This window comes from Streptococcus sp. 4094, assembly GCF_013277125.1.
GTDB lineage: Bacteria > Bacillota > Bacilli > Lactobacillales > Streptococcaceae > Streptococcus.
The window spans coordinates 74,442-93,923 of the sequence record NZ_VMMI01000034.1; the positions used below are offsets into that span (position 1 = coordinate 74,442).

Sequence of the window (19,482 nt, forward strand, 5' to 3'; positions counted from 1 at the left end):
CTAAAAAAATTGAAGGAGAGTTATCACTATGACTCAAGGGAAAATTACTGCATCTGCAGCAATGCTTAACGTATTGAAAACATGGGGCGTAGACACAATCTACGGTATCCCATCAGGAACACTCAGCTCATTGATGGACGCTTTGGCTGAAGAAAAAGATATCCGCTTCTTGCAAGTTCGCCACGAAGAAACAGGTGCTCTTGCAGCGGTTATGCAAGCTAAATTCGGTGGCTCAATCGGGGTTGCAGTTGGTTCAGGTGGTCCAGGTGCGACTCACTTGATTAACGGTGTTTACGATGCAGCTATGGATAACACTCCATTCCTAGCGATCCTTGGATCACGTCCAGTTAACGAACTCAACATGGATGCTTTCCAAGAATTGAACCAAAACCCAATGTACAACGGTATCGCTGTATACAACAAACGTGTAGCTTACGCTGAGCAATTGCCAAAAGTTATTGACGAAGCTTGCCGTGCTGCAGTTTCTAAAAAAGGTCCAGCTGTTGTTGAAATCCCAGTAAACTTTGGTTTCCAAGAAATCGACGAAAACTCATACTATGGATCAGGTTCATACGAGCGTTCATTCATTGCTCCTGCCTTGAACGAAGTTGAAATCGACAAAGCTGTTGAAATCTTGAACAACGCTGAACGTCCAGTTATCTATGCTGGTTACGGTGGTGTTAAAGCTGGTGAAGTGATTACTGAATTGTCACGTAAAATCAAAGCACCAATCATCACAACTGGTAAAAACTTTGAAGCCTTTGAATGGAACTATGAAGGTTTGACAGGTTCTGCTTACCGTGTTGGTTGGAAACCAGCCAACGAAGTGGTCTTTGAAGCAGACACAGTTCTTTTCCTTGGTTCAAACTTCCCATTTGCTGAAGTTTACGAAGCATTCAAGAACACTGAAAAATTCATCCAAGTTGATATTGACCCTTACAAACTTGGTAAACGTCACGCCCTTGACGCTTCAATCCTTGGTGACGCAGGTCAAGCAGCTAAAGCTATCCTTGACAAAGTGAACCCAGTTGAATCTACTCCATGGTGGCGTGCAAACGTTAAGAACAACCAAAACTGGCGTGATTACATGAACAAACTCGAAGGTAAAACTGAGGGTGAATTGCAATTGTACCAAGTTTACAATGCAATCAACAAACATGCTGATCAAGATGCTATCTACTCAATCGACGTAGGTGACACTACTCAAACATCTACTCGTCACCTTCACATGACACCTAAGAACATGTGGCGTACATCTCCACTCTTTGCGACAATGGGTATTGCCCTTCCTGGTGGTATCGCTGCTAAGAAAGACAATCCAGATCGCCAAGTATGGAACATCATGGGTGACGGTGCATTCAATATGTGCTACCCAGACGTTATCACAAACGTTCAATACGACCTTCCAGTTATCAACGTTGTCTTCTCAAATGGTAAATATGCCTTCATCAAGGACAAATACGAAGACACAAACAAACACTTGTTTGGTTGTGACTTCTCTAATGCTGACTATGCGAAAATCGCTGAAGCGCAAGGTGCTGTAGGATTTACAGTTGACCGTATCGAAGACATCGATGCAGTTGTTGCAGAAGCTGTTAAATTGAACAAAGAAGGTAAAACTGTTGTGATCGATGCTCGCATCACTCCACACCGTCCACTTCCAGTAGAAGTACTTGAGTTGGATCCAAAACAACACTCAGAAGAAGCAATCAAAGCCTTCAAGGAAAAATACGAAGCAGAAGAACTCGTACCATTCCGTCTCTTCTTGGAAGAAGAAGGATTGCAATCACGCGCAATTAAATAATTTCTCTCGTCGAAAATCAAGTGTAAACTGTGTTATCTTCACCTCGCCGTACTCCAGTACTGCCTGCGGTTCGATACCTTGTTTATTCTTTGATTTTCATAGAGAGAAACTTGAAAAGATCGGAGCAATCCGGTCTTTTTATGGAGGAGAGTAAATGGATTTAAATCAATTAGATATTATCGTTTCAGATGTTCCCCAAGTCTGTGCTGACTTGGAGCATATCTTGGATAAAAAGGCAGATTATGCTGATGATGGTTTTGCTCAGTTTACTATTGGCAGTCACTGTTTGATGTTGTCCCAAAATCATTTGGTTCCTTTGGAAAATTTTCAGTCAGGAATCATTCTTCATATCGAGGTTGAGGATGTAGACCAGAATTACCAACGGTTGAAAGAGCTTGGTATCCAGATTGTAAACGGTCCAGCTGTAACCGATTGGGGAACAGAGTCCTTATTAGTTAAAGGTCCAGCTGGTCTAGTGCTTGATTTTTATCGTATGAAATAAGGTGCTTAGTCGTTTGACGTTAACCTTAGCTATTTTTAAAACAGAAATTGAGAATATGAACTATTGAAAAGATCGGAGCAATCCGGTCTTTTTAATATAAAGAAATTGCATATAAATAGTTGACAGCGTTTTCCTAAAATCTTATAATAAAAATATAACAGCAGAAAATAAGACTGATATGGAAAGGAGAAATATGATTAAACAGCTGTAGTAAGTGAATTTTCTTAATTCGTTAGGAGGAAAGAGATGCAAAAAAAGGATGTTTATCTAATCTGTATGACCATGATTATCTGTTCAATTATTATAGGTTTGATTGTAGGAAGTTTTATTTTGCATGGTCTTGAAGATATTGCAGCAATCATTAACCACGGCTTGCTGACAATCAATCAATCTATCCATTGATTGACAAGAGCTATTCATTTTTACATTTTATGGATTAAACAGATCGGAGTCATCCGGTCTGTTTCTTATCACAAGCTTGTGATAGTTCACATTTTTATAATAAAACTCTTAAAGTCTTGCTTATTTTTGTATTAAATTATAAAATAGAAAGTATAAAAGAATAAAAGAGGTTTTGAAAATGTCTGAAAAACAAATGAAAGTGTTGGGCTGGGCAGCGACCTTTATGTCTGTTATGATGTATGTATCATATTTCCCACAAATCATGAATAATCTTGCCGGTCAAAAAGGCAACTTCATTCAACCCCTAGTCGCAGCTATCAACTGTAGTCTCTGGGTTTACTATGGTCTTTTCAAGAAGGAAAGAGATATTCCACTTGCAGCTGCTAATGCACCAGGTATCGTTTTTGGCCTTGTGACGGCTATTACAGCTTTGATTTAAAAAGAAGACTGGTTTCAGTTTTGTTCGTTTATGAAAATAGATGCTTCATTAAAGTAATTTTTGAATGAGAGTTGAGGAAAAAAGTCCAGTGACAGCTAGCTTTACGAGAGTCTTTTATGTTCGTCTCTATCAAAGAAAAAAGTATATCGTTACTATTTTTACAAAATCTTCTCCCTACTTTATAAGATAGGAAAAAGAGTTCAATTCGAACTCTTTTTTTGCTATAATGAGGGGAGAAAAATCAGACAGGAGATCAAGATGTCAGAACCATTATTTTTACAATCAGTTATGCAAGAAAAAATCTGGGGTGGTACCAAGCTACGTGATGAGTTTGGCTACGATATCCCAAGTGAAAAAATCGGAGAATACTGGGCTATCTCAGCCCATCCAAATGGTGTCTCTAAAGTTGCCAATGGTCGTTTCGAGGGAACAGACCTGGCTACTTTATATGCAGAGCACCGTGAATTGTTTGGCAACCGTCCAGAGCCTGTATTTCCACTTTTGACCAAAATTCTCGATGCCAATGACTGGCTCAGTGTTCAAGTTCATCCAGATGATGCTTATGGACTCGAGCATGAAGGCGAGCTTGGAAAAACAGAGTGCTGGTACATCATCGCTGCGGATGAAGGTTCAGAGATTATCTACGGGCATAATGCCAAGTCAAAAGAAGAACTCCGCCAGCAAATCGAAGATAAAAACTGGGATGCCTTGCTGACAAAAGTACCAGTTAAGGCTGGAGATTTCTTCTATGTGCCAAGTGGAACTATGCACGCTATCGGTGCAGGCATCTTGATTCTTGAAACCCAACAGTCTAGTGATACTACCTATCGCGTTTATGACTTTGATCGCAAGGACGACAAGGGCAACTTGCGTGAACTTCACCTTGAAAAATCCATTGATGTCTTGAATATTGGTGAGCCTGCAAATAGCCGTCCTGTAACTGTTAAAGCAGATGATTTGCGTTCCACTCTCCTTGTATCCAATGATTTCTTTGCAGTTTACAAGTGGGAAATTACTGGAGAAGTTGACTTTGAAAAGACAGCTGACTACAGCTTGTTTAGTGTCTTAGCTGGTCAAGGTCAACTGACTGTTGACGGAAAAAACTATCCAATCCAAAAAGGCAGCCACTTTATCCTACCAAGTGATGTTGAAGCTTGGACTCTGGAAGGGCAAGATTTGGAATTGATTGTTAGCCATCCATAAAAAAGAAAGGGCCTGAGTTTACTACTCAAGTCCTTTTTGATTACATAAATTGGGCGATGAAGACCACGATGATGATGATTGGAATGATGAAACGAAGAAGGAAGAGCCAGACTTGGAAAAGTCCTTGTTTCCATGCCGTTTCATCAAGATGGAGTTCCTCCATAGCAAGAGCCTTCTTGAAGATGTAGCCTGTAAAAAGTGAAAGGCAGAGAGCTCCAAATGGCATGAGGAGATTGGAAACCAAGAAGTCCATAGCGTCAAAGAAGGTCTTCCCAAAGATGTGAGCATCCGCCATAACACCGTAAGATAGGGCTGAAGGAATGCCAAAGACAAAGGTCAAAATTCCTAAAATCACACTCCATTTAGCACGCTTGCTGTTGTCCTGGTTGGTGATATTGCCTACATTGATTTCCAGCATCACGACAGAAGAAGTGACCGTCGCAAAGAGGAAGAGCAAGAGGAAAAGGATGTAGAAAATGGTTCCAAAAGGCATCTTGTCAAAGAGTTGAGGCAAGACGATAAAGAGCAGGCTTGGTCCCCCTTCAGACTGGATGTTGAAGGCTGACATGGCTGGGAAAATGGCTAGTCCTGCCATGATGGACACCGAGATGTTCATGGCTACGATGGAGATTCCTGACTGAACTAGATTGGTTTTCTTGTCCAAGTAGGACGCATAGGTCAGCATGGCTGTCACCCCTAGTGAGAGGGCAAAGAAAGATTGTCCCAGAGCATAGAGGAGACCAGCACTTGTCAGTTTTGAAAAGTCTGGTTTGAGGAAGTAAAGAACCCCTTCCATGGCATTTGGCAAACTGAGAGAGCGCCCAATGATGACAACAAAGATGATAAAGAGCAGGGGCATCATAACTTTCGAAGCTCTTTCAATCCCTTTTTGAACACCACGTGATACAATAAAGATATTCAATAAGATAAAGGCTGCTTGAGCTCCAAGGGCAATGGCTGGATTGGAAATAATATCGGTAAAGAGCTGAGCATAGTCACCCGTTCCGCTAAGCTGGAACAATTTTCCAAACTCGATGCCTAGATAAACCAGAATCCATCCTCCGATAACACTGTAGAAAGATAAGAGGATAAAGAGGGCAAAGGCACCAATCCAACCGATAAAGTTGTACTTACTATTCTTGCCTAGTTTTCCAAAGGTTTTGATAGCTGAAACACCAGCACTTCGGCCGAGGGTAAACTCAGCTAGCAAAAGGGGAAAACCGATTAGAATAGTGGAGATGAGAAAGACTAGTAAAAAGCCACCTCCACCGTTAGCAGCAGTCATATAGGGGAATTTCCAAACGGCACCAAGTCCGATGGCTGAACCAGCAGATGCTAGGATAAAGCCCAGTTTAGAACCCCATTGCGATTTTTCAGACATAGTTAAACTCCTAAAATTAGTGTTACAAAAGAAAAAGCTACTGCCCTTGGCAAATAGCCTCATCAGTACTTAAAGTGAGCGTTTCTTTTGATTGATAGACTTGACTATCCTATCATGTTTTCTAAGGTCTGTCAAGAAAACCATTTTCATGTTATGATAAAGTAAAAAAATTTCGCAAAAATGCTTGACTCTGACCTAAGGGGAGGGGTTATACTATCAATGTAGGAGGAAATCATGTACCATATAAAAGAAGCTGCCCAGCTTTCAGGTGTCTCTGTTAAGACCCTACACCACTACGATAAGATAGGACTCTTAGTCCCCTTAAAGTCAGGAAACGGCTATCGAATCTACAGTAAAGAGGATTTGGAACGTCTTCAGGTCATTCTTTACTATAAATATCTAGGCTTTTCTTTAGAAAAAATAGCAGAGCTATTAAAGGAAGAAAGGACAGGTTTATTGTCTCATTTGACCAGGCAGTTGGACTATTTGACTCGAGAAAGGCAACATCTGGATAGCTTGATTTCAACCTTGCAAAAAACCATTCAAGAACAAAAAGGAGAAAGAGAAATGAGCATTCAAGAGAAATTTGCTGGATTTAACTATCAAGACCATCAAAAATACCACCAAGAGGCGGTAGAGAAATATGGACAAGAAGTCATGGACCAAGCGTTAGAGCGCCAAAAAGGTCACGAAGACGAAGCTACGGCTGCTTTCAACCAAGTTTTTCAAGCATTGGCACAAAATCTTCAAGCTGGTCTACCTGTAACAGCAACCGAAAATCAAGAAGAAGCTGCTAAACTCTTGCAAGCCATTCGTACTTATGGATTCGACTGTACTATTGAAGTCTTCGGTCATATCGGTAAAGGCTACGTCTACAACCCAGAGTTTAAGGAAAACATTGACAAATTTGGAATTGGAACAGCTCAGTACACATCAGATGTCATTGCCCATTATGTCCAAACTCAGACAAAATAAAATCGGAGGAGTGATCTTCCGATTTTTACTAAATTCAAGCACTACTTGCTTAATAATTTTTCTACTACATTTAGTTTTCGCATTGTCAAATCTACATTAAAAAGCTTTTCAAGATAGTTGGTATGGAGTTTCTTTTGTTTTGCAGTTCTAGGGAGATAGAGGTAAAGACAATGGTTACCGATACAAATTTCTTCTTCACCGTAATCAATTTTCAATTTTTCTAAAGGGAGACTTTGAATAGATTCTTGATAAAAAATCACGTGTATACGGTCATAAAGATAGTGTTCTCCAAACGGGTTTTCTTGGACAATTTTTTTAAAATCACTTTTATTCTTGATAACCATTTTTAAGTCGGCCCCAATTTTTTCCTTTATCAGAGTATGAACACGTTCTCGTATTTCTTCGAGAGCTAAGTTACTTTCAAGAATAATATTTCCACTTTGAATATAAGTTCGAACTTGTTGAAAACCAGCTTCTGTCAAGATATCTACTAGATAAGACATTTTAGGGATAGCATTTTTTCCATTAGGAGTAACTCCCCTTAACAAGATAATATGTTCCAAAGGACTTCCTTTCTTTTGGGGCTGATTTAGCCATTGAATAATTTAGATTTAGATTGGGTTTGATCCCGCCACCCAGCCGGTACAGAGGGCTGAAGTGATATTAAACCCACCCGTGTGGGCATTGATATCCATGACCTCGCCAGCAAAGTGGAGGCCAGGTACCAGCTTACTTTCAAGGGTTTTAGGGTTGATTTCCTTAAGACTGACGCCACCCTTGGTGACAAAGGACTTGGCAAGGGACATTTTTCCGGTCACAGGGATTTTGAGGGCCTTAATAGACTGGAGAAGTTGTTCTCGTTCCTTTTCAGTCAGTTGTTTGACTTTTTCAGGATAGCTTTGCACAAAAAATTCTGCCAAGCGTTCTGGAAGCAAAGTTTTTAAGGCATTTTTTAGAGATTTTTCCCTATTTTCTTCTAGAAATGCAACCAAGTCATTTTCAGAAAGTTGAGGCAAAACATCGAGTGAGAGAACCTCTCCGCCCTTGACAAAGCTAGACATACGCAGAGCAGCAGGGCCTGACAAACCAAAGTGGGTAAAGAGCAAATCGTGAGTGATGACATGCTTACCATAGCTTAGGGTCACATCGTCCAGCGAAATACCCTGCAAAGCCTTGTGTGGAAAATCTGTCAACAAAGGACTTTCAGCTGCCTCAAGCTCGGTAATGGTGTGCTTAAAATGACGGGCAATCTCATGACCAAAACCAGTCGAACCAGTAGAAGGATAGGATTTACCACCTGTTGTGACAATGAGTTTCTCACAAGTGAAGGTTTGGTCTGCGGACTTAAGGACAAACTGGTTGTCGATTTTTTTAACCGAAACAATTTCGGTTTGAGTGGCAACTTGGCCGCCTAGCTCAGTGATTTTCTTTTCTAAAGCCTCGATAATGGTTCGTGATTTGTCACTGGCCGGAAAGACGCGTCCGTGGTCTTCGACCTTAAGTTTAACACCATTTTCTGTAAAAAAGTTAATGATATCATGGTTATCAAACTGGGAGAAGACACTGTAGAGAAAGCGCCCATTTCCAGGGATGCCAGCTAGCAGGTCGTCCAAGCTACCATTGTTGGTTACATTGCAACGACCACCACCAGTACCAGCTAATTTTTTTCCGAGTTTCCGATTTTTTTCGATGAGGAGGGTTTTCTGTCCATAAAAGCTACTGGAAATCGTAGCCATCATACCAGCAGGTCCCCCACCGATAACAATAGTATCAAAATGTTTCATAGCTCTATTGTACCACAAAAAAACAAGAGATGAAGGTCACCTCTTGTCAAGAATGCAATTAATCAATTTCATATCCCATCAGCAAACCACCATCTTCTGCATAGAAACTGCAGAGACCAGAGGTTGGTAGAATTTTAATATCCGCCTGTGGGAAATTTTCACGAATTCGCTCTGAAAGCTGTTGGCAACATTTCTCGTTATTGCGTTGGGCCATGACAATACGGCCACCAGCATAACCAGCTTTTATTAACTCTTCATAGGCTGCCTGAATCGATTTCTTTGGTCCTCTTGCTTTTTGTAGCAATTCGAGAGTTCCAGTTTCACTAGCTTCTCCGACCATACGGATATTTAGAAGGCCAACGACTGTACCGATAAGCTTGCTCAAACGGCCGTTTTTTACCAAGTTATCGACCTTTGCTAGAACAAAGAGCAACTTGGTTTTTTCTTGATAGGCAGTGATAGTTTCAACCACTTCTTCAAAAGATAGGCCCTGGTCAATCAAGTCATTTAATTTTTCTACAAGCAAGTCAACTTCACCGCCAGCAGACAAACTATCAATTACATGAATTTTAGTGTCAGGATGTTCTTCCAGATAAATATTCTTGGCCAGTTGCGCACTATTGTGACTACCAGAAAGAGTACCTGTGATGGTTACTAGGAAAATGTTTTTGGCACCTTCAAATGCCCGCAAATAATCATCTGGGCTTGGACAAGCTGATTTTGAAGCTTCTGCGGTTGCATACATGGTTTCCATCATTTGGTCAATATCAAGACAGGCATCATCAACAAAGACCTGATCAGCTACTTGAATGGTTAAGGGGACGCTTACAAAGGTTGTGTCAATAGCTGGTGTTGCCAGCTGACGATAATCACAACCAGAGTCAGCAATAATCTTCCAAGTCATAGAAATTCTCCATCTTTGTCAGTTATACATTGACAAAGGTTCTGTCTTTTTTTACAATTATATCATGAAAACCCTTGAAACAAAAGCCTCATCCGTCTGTTGTGACAAGTAGAAAGAAAATGTTATGTCTGAACGTAGAATCTCTGAAAAGTCTCTTGAAAATCTCAGAAAATCAAACCAAGAATCCAATTTATTAACCAGAGAAGCCATTGAAACAGCCCTCTTACAACTCTTGGAAAAAAAGGACTTGACCAAGATTAGTATTTCTGAATTGGTCAAACGTGCAGGCGTTTCGCGTGCAGCCTTTTATCGCAATTATGATTCCAAAGAGGAGATTTTAGAAAGCGTCTTTAAACGAACTGTCCACAATATTATGAAACAGCTGCATCATTACGATTTAAAGACAGACCTTTATCTGGTCTGGGTTCACCTTTTCCGAGAAGCAAGAAAGGAAGCCAGAGTGATTCAACTGGCCTTGGATTACCATTTAGAAAAAATCTTTGTCCAAGCCATGCAGGAATTTTTAGAAAAATACCATGGAAAATCAAAAGGTGTCAGCTCTTATCTTCATTCCTTTTGGAGCTCGGCCATCGTCTCTGTTCTTTTAAAATGGATCAAGGATGGCATGAAGGTACCTGCTGAAAAGATAGCGGATTTACGGTTACCATTTTTTAAAAAATAGAGAAAAAGGAGAAGAGATATGACTGAAAAAAGACTAGCATGGGATGAGTATTTTGCAGCCCAAGCCCTACTAATTGCCAATCGATCCACTTGTAAACGTGCCAAAGTGGGTGCGATTCTGGTAAAAGATAATAAGGTTATTTCCACTGGTTACAATGGTTCGGTATCAGGAACCGAGCATTGTATTGACCACGAATGTCTAGTCATTGAAGGACACTGTGTTCGCACCCTTCATGCTGAGGTCAATGCTATCCTTCAAGGTGCAGAACGTGGTGTTCCTAAAGGCTTTACAGCCTATGTAACCCATTTTCCTTGTCTGAACTGTACAAAACAATTGCTGCAGGTTGGTTGCAAGCGCGTGGTTTATATTAACCAGTATCGAATGGACGACTATGCCCAATACCTTTATCAAGAAAAGGGAACAGAATTAACCCATTTACCACTTGAGACAGTACAGGCAGCTCTTAAAGAGGCAGATCTAATGTAAAAATTATCAAAAATAAATGGTTTAGAAAGATTTTTAAACCGTTTTTTGGTATAATAAGAAGAATAAATTGAAAGAAGGAATTCCAAAAATGGGAAAAATTGAAGTTATTAATCACCCGCTGATTCAACACAAATTGTCAATCTTGCGTCGTACAGATACTTCTACAAAAGCTTTTCGTGAGCTAGTAGATGAGATTGCAATGTTGATGGGGTATGAAGTACTTCGTGATCTTCCACTAGAAGATGTGGAGATCGAAACACCAATCACAAAAACAGTTCAAAAACAATTGGCAGGTAAGAAATTGGCCATCGTTCCAATCTTGCGTGCAGGTATCGGGATGGTTGATGGTCTCTTGAGCTTGGTTCCAGCTGCTAAAGTTGGTCACATTGGTATGTACCGTGATGAAGAAACGCTTCAACCAGTTGAATACTTGGTGAAATTGCCTGAGGACATTAACCAACGTCAAATTTTTGTAGTAGACCCAATGTTGGCAACAGGTGGATCAGCAATCTTGGCCGTTGACTCACTTAAAAAACGTGGTGCATCAAATATTAAATTTGTCTGCCTTGTATCTGCTCCAGAAGGTGTAAAAGCCCTTCAAGAAGCTCATCCGGATGTAGAAATCTTTACAGCAGCCTTGGATGAACGCTTGAACGAACACGGTTACATCGTTCCAGGTCTTGGAGATGCTGGGGACCGCTTGTTCGGTACGAAATAAGATCGAAAAGAAGAATGACTTGGAAAAGAAGTTCCAGTCACGAAAGGAGGTTGAGTTTTTGTTTCTGTCTAATGAAAACAGAGCAAAAATTTGACCTTTTTTGACCAAGATATTATAATAGTCTTATCTTCTGTCATTTGACCAACAAAAATAAAACTCAAAAGGAGAAATGAATGATTCCTGTAGTTATTGAACAAACAAGCCGTGGAGAACGTTCTTACGATATTTACTCACGTCTTCTTAAAGACCGCATCATTATGCTGACAGGTCCCGTTGAAGACAATATGGCCAACTCTGTTATTGCCCAATTGCTTTTCTTGGATGCCCAAGATAGTACAAAAGATATTTACCTTTATGTCAATACACCTGGTGGTTCTGTTTCAGCTGGTTTGGCAATCGTTGATACTATGAACTTTATCAAGGCAGATGTCCAAACCATCGTTATGGGAATGGCTGCATCTATGGGGACTGTTATTGCATCAAGTGGAGCAAAAGGCAAGCGTTTCATGCTTCCAAATGCAGAGTATATGATTCACCAACCGATGGGTGGTACAGGTGGTGGTACTCAACAAACCGATATGGCGATCGCTGCAGAACACTTGCTTAAAACTCGTAATACCTTGGAAAAAATCTTGGCTGAAAATTCAGGTCAGTCAATCGAAAAAGTCCATGCAGATGCAGAACGCGATAACTGGATGAGTGCCCAAGAAACACTCGAATATGGCTTTATTGATGAAATCATGGCCAACAATTCATTGAACTAATGATGATAGAAGGCAAACTCGACTGGGTTTGCTTTTTTTGGTATAATAGGGAGAGATTTCTTAGAAAGAGGATTTATCATGTTTGAAAAAGTCAATCGATCTGGCTTGATTATCTATCTTTACTATAATCGTGATGCCAAAAAACTGCAGGATTATGGAGATATTACCTATCATTCCAAGAAACATCGTTACTTACAACTTTATGTTCCAACTCAAGAAGTGGAGCAATTGGTCGGGCGCTTGAGCAAGGAAAAGTTTATCAAAAAAGTCAGAGTTTGTCATATCCAAGAACTGGAAACACCCTTTGTGGGCAACCTTTACCGAGAAGAAAACGTTATCAGATAAAAATTTAAAGAAAAGTGTTGACAATTTTCTGATAATTCGGTATATTCTTAACAGACTATTTAAGAAATAAGGAGACAAAAAAGATGAAGAAAAAATTTGCCCTATCGTTTGTGGCGCTTGCAAGTGTAGCACTTCTTGCAGCCTGTGGAGAAGTGAAGTCTGGAGCAGTCAACACTGCTGGTAACTCAGTAGAGGAAAAGACAATTAAAATCGGATTTAACTTCGAAGAAACTGGTGCCGTAGCTGCCTACGGAACATCTGAACAAAAAGGTGCCCAACTTGCTGTTGACGAAATCAATGCAGCAGGTGGTATCGATGGAAAACAAATCGAAGTAGTCGATAAAGATAACAAGTCTGAAACAGCAGAGGCTGCTTCAGTAACAACTAACCTTGTAACCCAATCTAAGGTATCAGCAATCGTAGGACCTGCGACATCTGGTGCAACTGCAGCTGCGGTAGCGAATGCTACAAAAGCAGGTGTCCCATTGATCTCACCAAGTGCGACTCAAGATGGATTGACTAAAGGTCAAGATTACCTCTTTATTGGAACTTTCCAAGATAGCTTCCAAGGAAAAATTATCTCAAACTATGTTTCTGAAAAATTAAATGCTAAGAAAGTGGTTCTTTACACTGACAATGCCAGTGACTATGCTAAAGGTATTGCCAAAGCCTTCCGTGAAGCTTACAAGGGTGAGATCGTTGCAGATGAAACTTTTGTAGCAGGTGACACAGACTTCCAAGCAGCCCTTACAAAAATGAAAGGGAAAGATTTTGATGCTATCATCGTCCCTGGTTACTACACTGAAGCTGGTAAAATTGTAAACCAAGCGCGTGGTATGGGAATTGACAAACCAATCGTTGGTGGTGATGGATTCAACGGTGAGGAGTTTGTACAACAAGCAACTGCTGAAAAAGCATCAAACATCTACTTTATCTCAGGCTTCTCAACTACTGTAGAAGTTTCAGCTAAAGCTAAAGCCTTCCTTGACGCTTACCGTGCTAAGTACAATGAAGAGCCTTCAACATTTGCAGCCTTGGCTTATGATTCAGTTCACCTTGTAGCAAACGCAGCAAAAGGTGCTAAAAATTCAGGTGAAATCAAGGATAACCTTGCTAAAACAAAAGATTTTGAAGGTGTAACTGGTCAAACAAGCTTCGATGCAGACCACAACACAGTCAAAACTGCTTACATGATGACCATGAACAATGGTAAAGTTGAAGCAGCAGAAGTTGTAAAACCATAATAGAAAAATGTTGAAATAGGGAATGAGCCTCGGACTCACTCCCTGTTTCGATATTTAATACTCTTCGAAAATCTCTTCAAACTGCGTCAACGTCGCCTTGGATTATATATGTGACTGACTTCGTCAGTCTTANNTTTTCATTGAGTATAAGAACCTATCAAAAAGTGAGGGAAAACCCTCGGAATTATATATAGAAAGAGTGAATCTTATGCTCCAACAACTAGTAAATGGTTTGATTCTAGGTAGTGTTTATGCGCTGTTAGCCCTAGGATATACCATGGTTTACGGAATTATCAAGCTCATCAATTTCGCCCACGGTGATATTTATATGATGGGAGCCTTTATCGGTTATTTCTTGATTAATTCTTTCCAAATGAATTTCTTTGTAGCGCTTATTGTAGCTATGCTAGCGACAGCCATTCTTGGTGTCGTGATTGAGTTCCTTGCTTACCGACCTTTGCGTCACTCTACTCGTATTGCTGTTTTGATTACAGCTATTGGGGTTTCTTTCCTATTGGAGTATGGCATGGTCTATCTGGTTGGTGCCAATACCCGTGCCTTCCCTCAAGCGATTCAAACAGTTCGCTATGATTTGGGACCAGTTAGCCTAACAAACGTGCAGTTAATGATCTTGGCCATTTCCTTGATTTTGATGATTTTGTTACAAGTCATTGTTCAAAAGACCAAGATGGGGAAAGCCATGCGTGCGGTATCAGTAGATAGCGATGCGGCGCAATTGATGGGGATCAATGTAAACCGTACTATCAGCTTTACCTTCGCTTTGGGTTCTGCTCTTGCGGGTGCGGCTGGTGTTCTGATTGCCCTCTATTATAACTCTCTTGAGCCTTTGATGGGAGTTACTCCAGGTCTTAAGTCTTTCGTTGCCGCAGTACTTGGTGGTATCGGAATCATTCCTGGTGCGGCGCTTGGTGGATTTGTAATTGGTCTATTAGAAACCTTTGCGACAGCCTTTGGGATGTCAGACTTCCGTGATGCCATTGTTTATGGAATCTTGTTGTTGATCTTGATTGTCCGCCCAGCTGGTATCCTTGGTAAAAATGTGAAAGAGAAGGTGTAAACGATGAAGGAAAATTTAAAAGTTAATATTCTATGGTTACTCCTTTTGTTAGCTGGTTATGGCTTGATTAGTGTACTGGTTTCAGTTGGAGTACTCAACCTGTTCTATGTACAGATTTTACAACAAATTGGAATCAATATTATTCTGGCTGTTGGTCTCAACTTAATCGTTGGTTTTTCAGGACAATTTTCACTTGGTCATGCTGGTTTCATGGCGATTGGTGCCTATGCAGCAGCTATTATTGGTTCTAAATTACCGACCTACGGTGCCTTCTTTGGAGCTATGCTGATAGGGGCTTTACTTTCAGGAGCGGTTGCCTTGCTTGTCGGCATTCCAACCTTGCGTTTGAAGGGGGACTATCTTGCGGTAGCTACTCTAGGTGTTTCTGAAATTATCCGTATCTTTATCATCAATGGCGGAAGCCTTACAAATGGTGCGGCAGGTATCTTGGGAATTCCAAACTTTACAACTTGGCAAATGGTTTACTTCTTTGTCGTGATTACAACCGTTGCAACCTTGAACTTCTTGCGTAGCCCAATTGGTCGTTCAACCCTCTCTGTTCGTGAGGATGAAATCGCTGCTGAGTCAGTTGGGGTTAATACGACTAAAATTAAAATCATCGCCTTTGTCTTTGGTGCTATTACTGCAAGTATTGCAGGGTCACTTCAGGCAGGATTTATCGGTTCAGTTGTACCGAAAGATTACACTTTCATCAACTCAATCAACGTTTTGATCATTGTTGTATTTGGCGGACTTGGTTCCATTACAGGTGCGATTGTATCGGCTATTGTTCTGGGAATTTTGAATATGCTTCTCCAAGATGTTGCCAGCGTGCGTATGATTATCTACGCTTTGGCCTTGGTATTGGTAATGATTTTCAGACCAGGGGGACTTCTTGGAACGTGGGAATTGAGCCTATCACGTTTCTTTAAAAAATCTAAGAAGGAGGAACAAAACTAATGGCATTACTTGAAGTAAAACAGTTAACCAAACATTTTGGCGGTCTAACAGCTGTTGGAGATGTGACTCTTGAATTGAACGAAGGGGAATTGGTTGGACTAATCGGTCCAAACGGAGCTGGGAAAACCACTCTTTTCAACCTTTTGACGGGTGTTTATGAACCAAGTGAGGGGACAGTAACCCTAGATGGTCACCTTTTAAATGGGAAGGCACCTTATAAGATTGCTTCTTTGGGACTTGGTCGTACTTTCCAAAATATCCGTCTCTTTAAAGATTTAACAGTTTTGGATAATGTTTTGATTGCTTTTGGCAACCATCACAAACAACATGTTTTTGCTAGTTTTTTGCGCTTACCAGCTTTTTACAAGAGTGAAAAAGAATTAAAGGCTAAGGCTTTGGAATTGCTTAAAATCTTTGATTTAGATGGTGATGCAGAAACTCTTGCTAAAAACCTTGCCTACGGACAACAACGTCGTTTGGAAATTGTTCGTGCCCTTGCTACGGAACCTAAAATTCTCTTTTTAGATGAACCAGCAGCAGGTATGAACCCACAGGAAACAGCCGAATTGACTGAGTTAATTCGTCGTATCAAAGATGAATTTAAGATTACGATCATGCTGATTGAACACGATATGAATCTGGTCATGGAAGTTACAGAACGTATCTACGTACTTGAATATGGTCGTTTAATTGCTCAAGGAACTCCAGACGAAATTAAGACCAATAAACGCGTTATCGAAGCTTATCTAGGAGGTGAAGCCTAATGTCTATGTTAAAAGTTGATAATCTTTCTGTACATTACGGTATGATCCAAGCAGTCCGTGATGTAAGCTTTGAAGTGAATGAAGGAGAGGTAGTTTCACTTATCGGTGCCAATGGTGCAGGTAAGACAACCATTCTCCGTACCTTGTCTGGTTTGGTTAGACCGAGTTCAGGAAAAATTGAATTTTTAGGTCAAGAAATCCAAAAAATGCCGGCTCAGAAAATCGTAGCAGGTGGCCTTTCACAAGTACCAGAAGGACGCCACGTCTTCCCTGGCTTGACTGTTATGGAAAATCTTGAAATGGGAGCTTTCTTAAAGAAAAATCGTGAAGAAAATCAAGCTAACTTGAAGAAGGTTTTCTCACGCTTTCCTCGTCTTGAAGAACGGAAGAACCAAGATGCAGCAACTCTTTCAGGGGGGGAACAACAAATGCTTGCCATGGGACGCGCTCTTATGTCAACACCAAAACTTCTTCTTTTAGATGAACCATCAATGGGACTTGCCCCAATCTTTATCCAAGAGATTTTTGATATCATTCAAGATATCCAGAAGCAAGGGACAACTGTCCTCTTGATTGAACAAAATGCCAATAAGGCACTCGCAATCTCTGACCGAGGCTATGTACTGGAAACAGGCAAAATCGTCCTATCAGGAACAGGAAAAGAACTCGCCTCATCAGAAGAAGTAAGAAAAGCGTATCTAGGTGGCTAAAACAATCCAGTGGATTGTTTTAGTCGGCAGATGAAGATTGCGAAGCAATCTTCGCATAGTCTGGGAGACTAGTTTAGGTTGCAAATGAAGATTACGAAGTAATCATCATTATAGTCCGGGGAACCTTTTTAGTCGGCAGATAGAGATTGCGAAGCAATCATCAGAATCCAGTGGATTGTTTTAGTCGGTGGATAAGGATTACGAAGTAATCTTCGCATAGTCTGGGAGACTAGTTTAGGTTGCGGATAGAGATTGCAAAGCAATCTTCATCTACATTGAAAAATTAATTTCTAATAATTGAAAAAACCGAATGAAGCGTACCTATCCTTCATTCACAGAGCTCGATTTTAGAGCTCTTTTTGCTAGCTTATTCATACTTTTCTGAATTTTGAAAAAGAAATGTAAGCGTTTGATAGATTTACAAAAAGATTGTATAATAGGGATAAGAATAGAAAAGGAGAAGTCTCATGGCAGTTAAAGATTTTATGACCCGCAAGGTAGTGTATATTAGTCCAGATACAACAGTATCTCATGCAGCAGATTTGATGAGAGAGCAAGGGTTGCACCGCTTGCCTGTTATCGAAAATGATCAATTAGTTGGTTTGGTGACTGAGGGAACCATTGCCCAAGCAAGTCCATCAAAAGCAACCAGTCTTTCTATCTATGAGATGAATTATCTTCTGAATAAGACAAAAGTAAAAGATGTCATGATTCGCGATGTTGTCACTGTCTCAGGCTATGCGAGTCTAGAAGATGCAACTTATCTGATGTTGAAAAACAAGATTGGTATTCTTCCTGTCGTAGATAACCATCAAGTCTATGGGGTTATTACGGACCGTGACGTTTTCCAAGCCTTTCTCGAAATTGCTGGTTATGGAGAAGAAGGAATTCGTGTGCGCTTTGTTACAGAAGATGAAGTTGGTGTCCTTGGTAAGATTGTTTCTCTAATCGTTGAAGAAAATTTGAATATTTCGCATACAGTCAATATTCCGCGTAAGGATGGTAAGGTGATTATCGAAGTTCAAATCGATGGATCAATTGATTTACCAGCCTTGAAAGAAAAATTTGAAGCAAATGGCATTCAAGTGGAAGAAATCACTCGCACTTCAGCAAAAGTCTTGTAGGAAGGGAAGCCGAAAGGCTTCTTTTTTCATAAAAAGGGACTAGAGCAAAAGATGGAAAGAAATGATAAAATATGCTATAATGAAATGATGTAAAAAAGGAGTATTTATGGACATTTCAGTAATCCGTCAAAAAATTGACGCAAATCGTGAAAAATTAGCTTCTTTCAGGGGGTCTCTTTGACCTAGAAGGTCTAGAGGAAGAGATTGCCATCTTGGAAAACAAGATGACAGAACCTGATTTTTGGAACGATAATATCGCGGCCCAAAAAACGTCGCAAGAATTAAATGAATTAAAAAACACCTATAATACCTTCCATAAGATGGAAGAGTTGCAGGATGAAGTTGAAATTTTATTGGACTTTTTAGCAGAAGACGAGTCGGTTCAAGAAGAACTGGTAGAGCAGTTAGCCGAACTTGATAAGATGATGACCAGCTATGAGATGACGCTTCTCTTGTCGGAACCTTATGACCACAACAATGCCATCTTGGAAATCCATCCAGGTTCTGGTGGTACAGAGGCTCAGGACTGGGGTGATATGTTGCTGCGTATGTATACTCGCTATGGCAATGCTAAAGGTTTTAAAGTAGAAGTATTGGATTATCAAGCAGGTGATGAGGCTGGTATTAAGTCGGTGACCTTATCATTTGAAGGGCCTAATGCCTATGGTCTTCTCAAGTCAGAAATGGGAGTTCACCGTTTGGTGCGAATTTCGCCGTTTGACTCTGCTAAACGTCGCCATACCTCTTTCACATCTGTAGAAGTGATGCCAGAATTGGATGATACTATTGAAGTGGAAATCCGTGAAGATGATATCAAGATGGATACCTTCCGTTCAGGTGGTGCCGGTGGACAAAACGTCAACAAGGTTTCAACAGGTGTGCGTCTGACCCACATTCCAACTGGAATTGTTGTTCAATCAACAGTGGATCGGACCCAGTATGGAAATAGAGATCGTGCCATGAAAATGTTGCAGGCTAAGCTCTATCAAATGGAGCAAGAGAAGAAGGCTGCGGAGGTAGATTCCCTCAAGGGTGAGAAAAAAGAAATCACATGGGGAAGCCAAATCCGTTCTTATGTCTTCACGCCTTATACTATGGTAAAAGATCACCGAACTAGCTTTGAAGTTGCTCAGGTAGATAAGGTTATGGATGGGGACCTAGATGGTTTTATCGATGCCTATCTCAAGTGGCGCATTAGCTAAGATAGAAAGGA

The 19,482-nt window shown here is 40.5% G+C and carries 22 protein-coding genes; 18 read left to right on the top strand and 4 right to left on the bottom strand.

Features of this window, described 5'->3' with window-relative positions; genetic code table 11:
- The first annotated feature begins 28 nt into the window (after positions 1 to 28).
- The 5 genes from spxB (at position 29) to manA (ending at position 4,350) form a co-directional block, all read left to right on the top strand.
- Positions 29 to 1,804 (top strand): pyruvate oxidase, encoded by a 1,776-nt coding sequence (spxB, locus tag HT721_RS08280; RefSeq protein ID WP_112443465.1) that lies wholly within the window; start codon positions 29 to 31, stop codon positions 1,802 to 1,804.
- A gap of 154 nt (positions 1,805 to 1,958) precedes the next feature.
- Positions 1,959 to 2,306, top strand: coding sequence for a VOC family protein (locus HT721_RS08285; protein WP_173213768.1), 348 nt, complete (start codon positions 1,959 to 1,961; stop codon positions 2,304 to 2,306).
- A gap of 246 nt (positions 2,307 to 2,552) precedes the next feature.
- A complete protein-coding gene (locus HT721_RS08290) occupies positions 2,553 to 2,708 on the top strand; it encodes a hypothetical protein (protein WP_173213766.1) in 156 nt (51 codons plus the stop codon).
- A 178-nt stretch (positions 2,709 to 2,886) separates the two neighbouring features.
- Entirely contained in the window at positions 2,887 to 3,147 is a 261-nt protein-coding gene (locus HT721_RS08295) for a SemiSWEET family transporter (protein ID WP_004261618.1), read from the top strand.
- A 258-nt stretch (positions 3,148 to 3,405) separates the two neighbouring features.
- A complete protein-coding gene (gene manA / locus HT721_RS08300) occupies positions 3,406 to 4,350 on the top strand; it encodes a mannose-6-phosphate isomerase, class I (protein ID WP_138700161.1) in 945 nt (314 codons plus the stop codon).
- Positions 4,351 to 4,390: 40 nt separating this feature from the next.
- Here manA and HT721_RS08305 read toward each other — a convergent pair whose 3' ends face one another.
- Positions 4,391 to 5,731 (bottom strand): sodium-dependent transporter, encoded by a 1,341-nt coding sequence (locus tag HT721_RS08305; protein WP_173213764.1) that lies wholly within the window; start codon positions 5,729 to 5,731, stop codon positions 4,391 to 4,393.
- Positions 5,732 to 5,965: 234 nt separating this feature from the next.
- On the opposite strand from HT721_RS08305, the gene HT721_RS08310 reads away from it, so the two are divergent.
- Positions 5,966 to 6,706, top strand: a complete 741-nt coding sequence (locus HT721_RS08310) for a MerR family transcriptional regulator (RefSeq protein WP_050973141.1) — start codon at positions 5,966 to 5,968, stop codon at positions 6,704 to 6,706.
- Between the two features lie 41 nt (positions 6,707 to 6,747).
- Here the strand turns inward: HT721_RS08310 and HT721_RS08315 are convergent, their stop codons facing one another.
- The 3 genes from HT721_RS08315 to HT721_RS08325 are packed head-to-tail and all read right to left on the bottom strand — an operon-like array spanning position 6,748 to position 9,394.
- Complete coding sequence (locus HT721_RS08315) at positions 6,748 to 7,269, bottom strand: DUF1697 domain-containing protein (protein WP_173213762.1); 522 nt, start codon at positions 7,267 to 7,269, stop codon at positions 6,748 to 6,750.
- A gap of 48 nt (positions 7,270 to 7,317) precedes the next feature.
- On the bottom strand, positions 7,318 to 8,490 hold the full coding sequence (locus HT721_RS08320) for an NAD(P)/FAD-dependent oxidoreductase (RefSeq protein ID WP_050973144.1): 1,173 nt from the start codon (positions 8,488 to 8,490) through the stop codon (positions 7,318 to 7,320).
- 58 nt (positions 8,491 to 8,548) lie between these two features.
- Positions 8,549 to 9,394, bottom strand: coding sequence for a DegV family protein (locus HT721_RS08325; protein WP_050973139.1), 846 nt, complete (start codon positions 9,392 to 9,394; stop codon positions 8,549 to 8,551).
- 124 nt (positions 9,395 to 9,518) lie between these two features.
- Here HT721_RS08325 and HT721_RS08330 point away from each other — a divergent pair, with 124 nt between their 5' ends.
- The 12 genes from HT721_RS08330 to prfB all read left to right on the top strand — a co-directional run bounded on the left by HT721_RS08330 (position 9,519) and on the right by prfB (position 19,471).
- The gene (locus tag HT721_RS08330) at positions 9,519 to 10,076 is read left to right on the top strand and encodes a TetR/AcrR family transcriptional regulator (protein ID WP_173213760.1); all 558 of its coding nucleotides are present in this window, start codon (positions 9,519 to 9,521) and stop codon (positions 10,074 to 10,076) included.
- A gap of 18 nt (positions 10,077 to 10,094) precedes the next feature.
- A complete protein-coding gene (locus HT721_RS08335; RefSeq protein ID WP_000136973.1) occupies positions 10,095 to 10,562 on the top strand; it encodes a cytidine/deoxycytidylate deaminase family protein in 468 nt (155 codons plus the stop codon).
- A gap of 88 nt (positions 10,563 to 10,650) precedes the next feature.
- Positions 10,651 to 11,280: a uracil phosphoribosyltransferase gene (gene upp, locus HT721_RS08340; RefSeq protein WP_000515975.1), complete on the top strand. Its 630-nt coding sequence runs from the start codon at positions 10,651 to 10,653 to the stop codon at positions 11,278 to 11,280.
- 173 nt (positions 11,281 to 11,453) lie between these two features.
- Entirely contained in the window at positions 11,454 to 12,044 is a 591-nt protein-coding gene (clpP, locus tag HT721_RS08345) for an ATP-dependent Clp protease proteolytic subunit ClpP (RefSeq protein ID WP_000613475.1), read from the top strand.
- A 78-nt stretch (positions 12,045 to 12,122) separates the two neighbouring features.
- Positions 12,123 to 12,389, top strand: coding sequence for a YlbG family protein (locus tag HT721_RS08350; protein WP_050223575.1), 267 nt, complete (start codon positions 12,123 to 12,125; stop codon positions 12,387 to 12,389).
- An 83-nt stretch (positions 12,390 to 12,472) separates the two neighbouring features.
- Positions 12,473 to 13,633, top strand: coding sequence for an ABC transporter substrate-binding protein (locus HT721_RS08355; RefSeq protein ID WP_050236908.1), 1,161 nt, complete (start codon positions 12,473 to 12,475; stop codon positions 13,631 to 13,633).
- Positions 13,634 to 13,841: 208 nt separating this feature from the next.
- Entirely contained in the window at positions 13,842 to 14,711 is an 870-nt protein-coding gene (locus HT721_RS08360) for a branched-chain amino acid ABC transporter permease (protein ID WP_000941427.1), read from the top strand.
- A gap of 3 nt (positions 14,712 to 14,714) precedes the next feature.
- Positions 14,715 to 15,671 (top strand): branched-chain amino acid ABC transporter permease, encoded by a 957-nt coding sequence (locus HT721_RS08365; RefSeq protein ID WP_173213758.1) that lies wholly within the window; start codon positions 14,715 to 14,717, stop codon positions 15,669 to 15,671.
- On the top strand, positions 15,671 to 16,435 hold the full coding sequence (locus tag HT721_RS08370) for an ABC transporter ATP-binding protein (RefSeq protein ID WP_001185995.1): 765 nt from the start codon (positions 15,671 to 15,673) through the stop codon (positions 16,433 to 16,435). The genes HT721_RS08365 and HT721_RS08370 overlap by 1 nt, the downstream gene beginning before the upstream one ends.
- Entirely contained in the window at positions 16,435 to 17,145 is a 711-nt protein-coding gene (locus HT721_RS08375) for an ABC transporter ATP-binding protein (RefSeq protein WP_000062200.1), read from the top strand. Before HT721_RS08370 ends, HT721_RS08375 begins: the two co-directional genes overlap by 1 nt.
- A 467-nt stretch (positions 17,146 to 17,612) precedes the next feature.
- Positions 17,613 to 18,269 carry a CBS domain-containing protein gene (locus tag HT721_RS08380; RefSeq protein WP_000268665.1) on the top strand — a complete coding sequence of 219 codons (657 nt, stop codon included), beginning with the start codon at positions 17,613 to 17,615 and terminating at the stop codon, positions 18,267 to 18,269.
- 106 nt (positions 18,270 to 18,375) lie between these two features.
- Positions 18,376 to 19,471 (top strand): peptide chain release factor 2 gene (gene prfB, locus HT721_RS08385; protein ID WP_100127798.1). Its coding sequence is split into 2 segments (ribosomal slippage): positions 18,376 to 18,447 and positions 18,449 to 19,471, totalling 1,095 coding nucleotides; the frame shifts between segments, so codons are not numbered across the junction.
- Positions 19,472 to 19,482 lie beyond the last annotated feature (11 nt).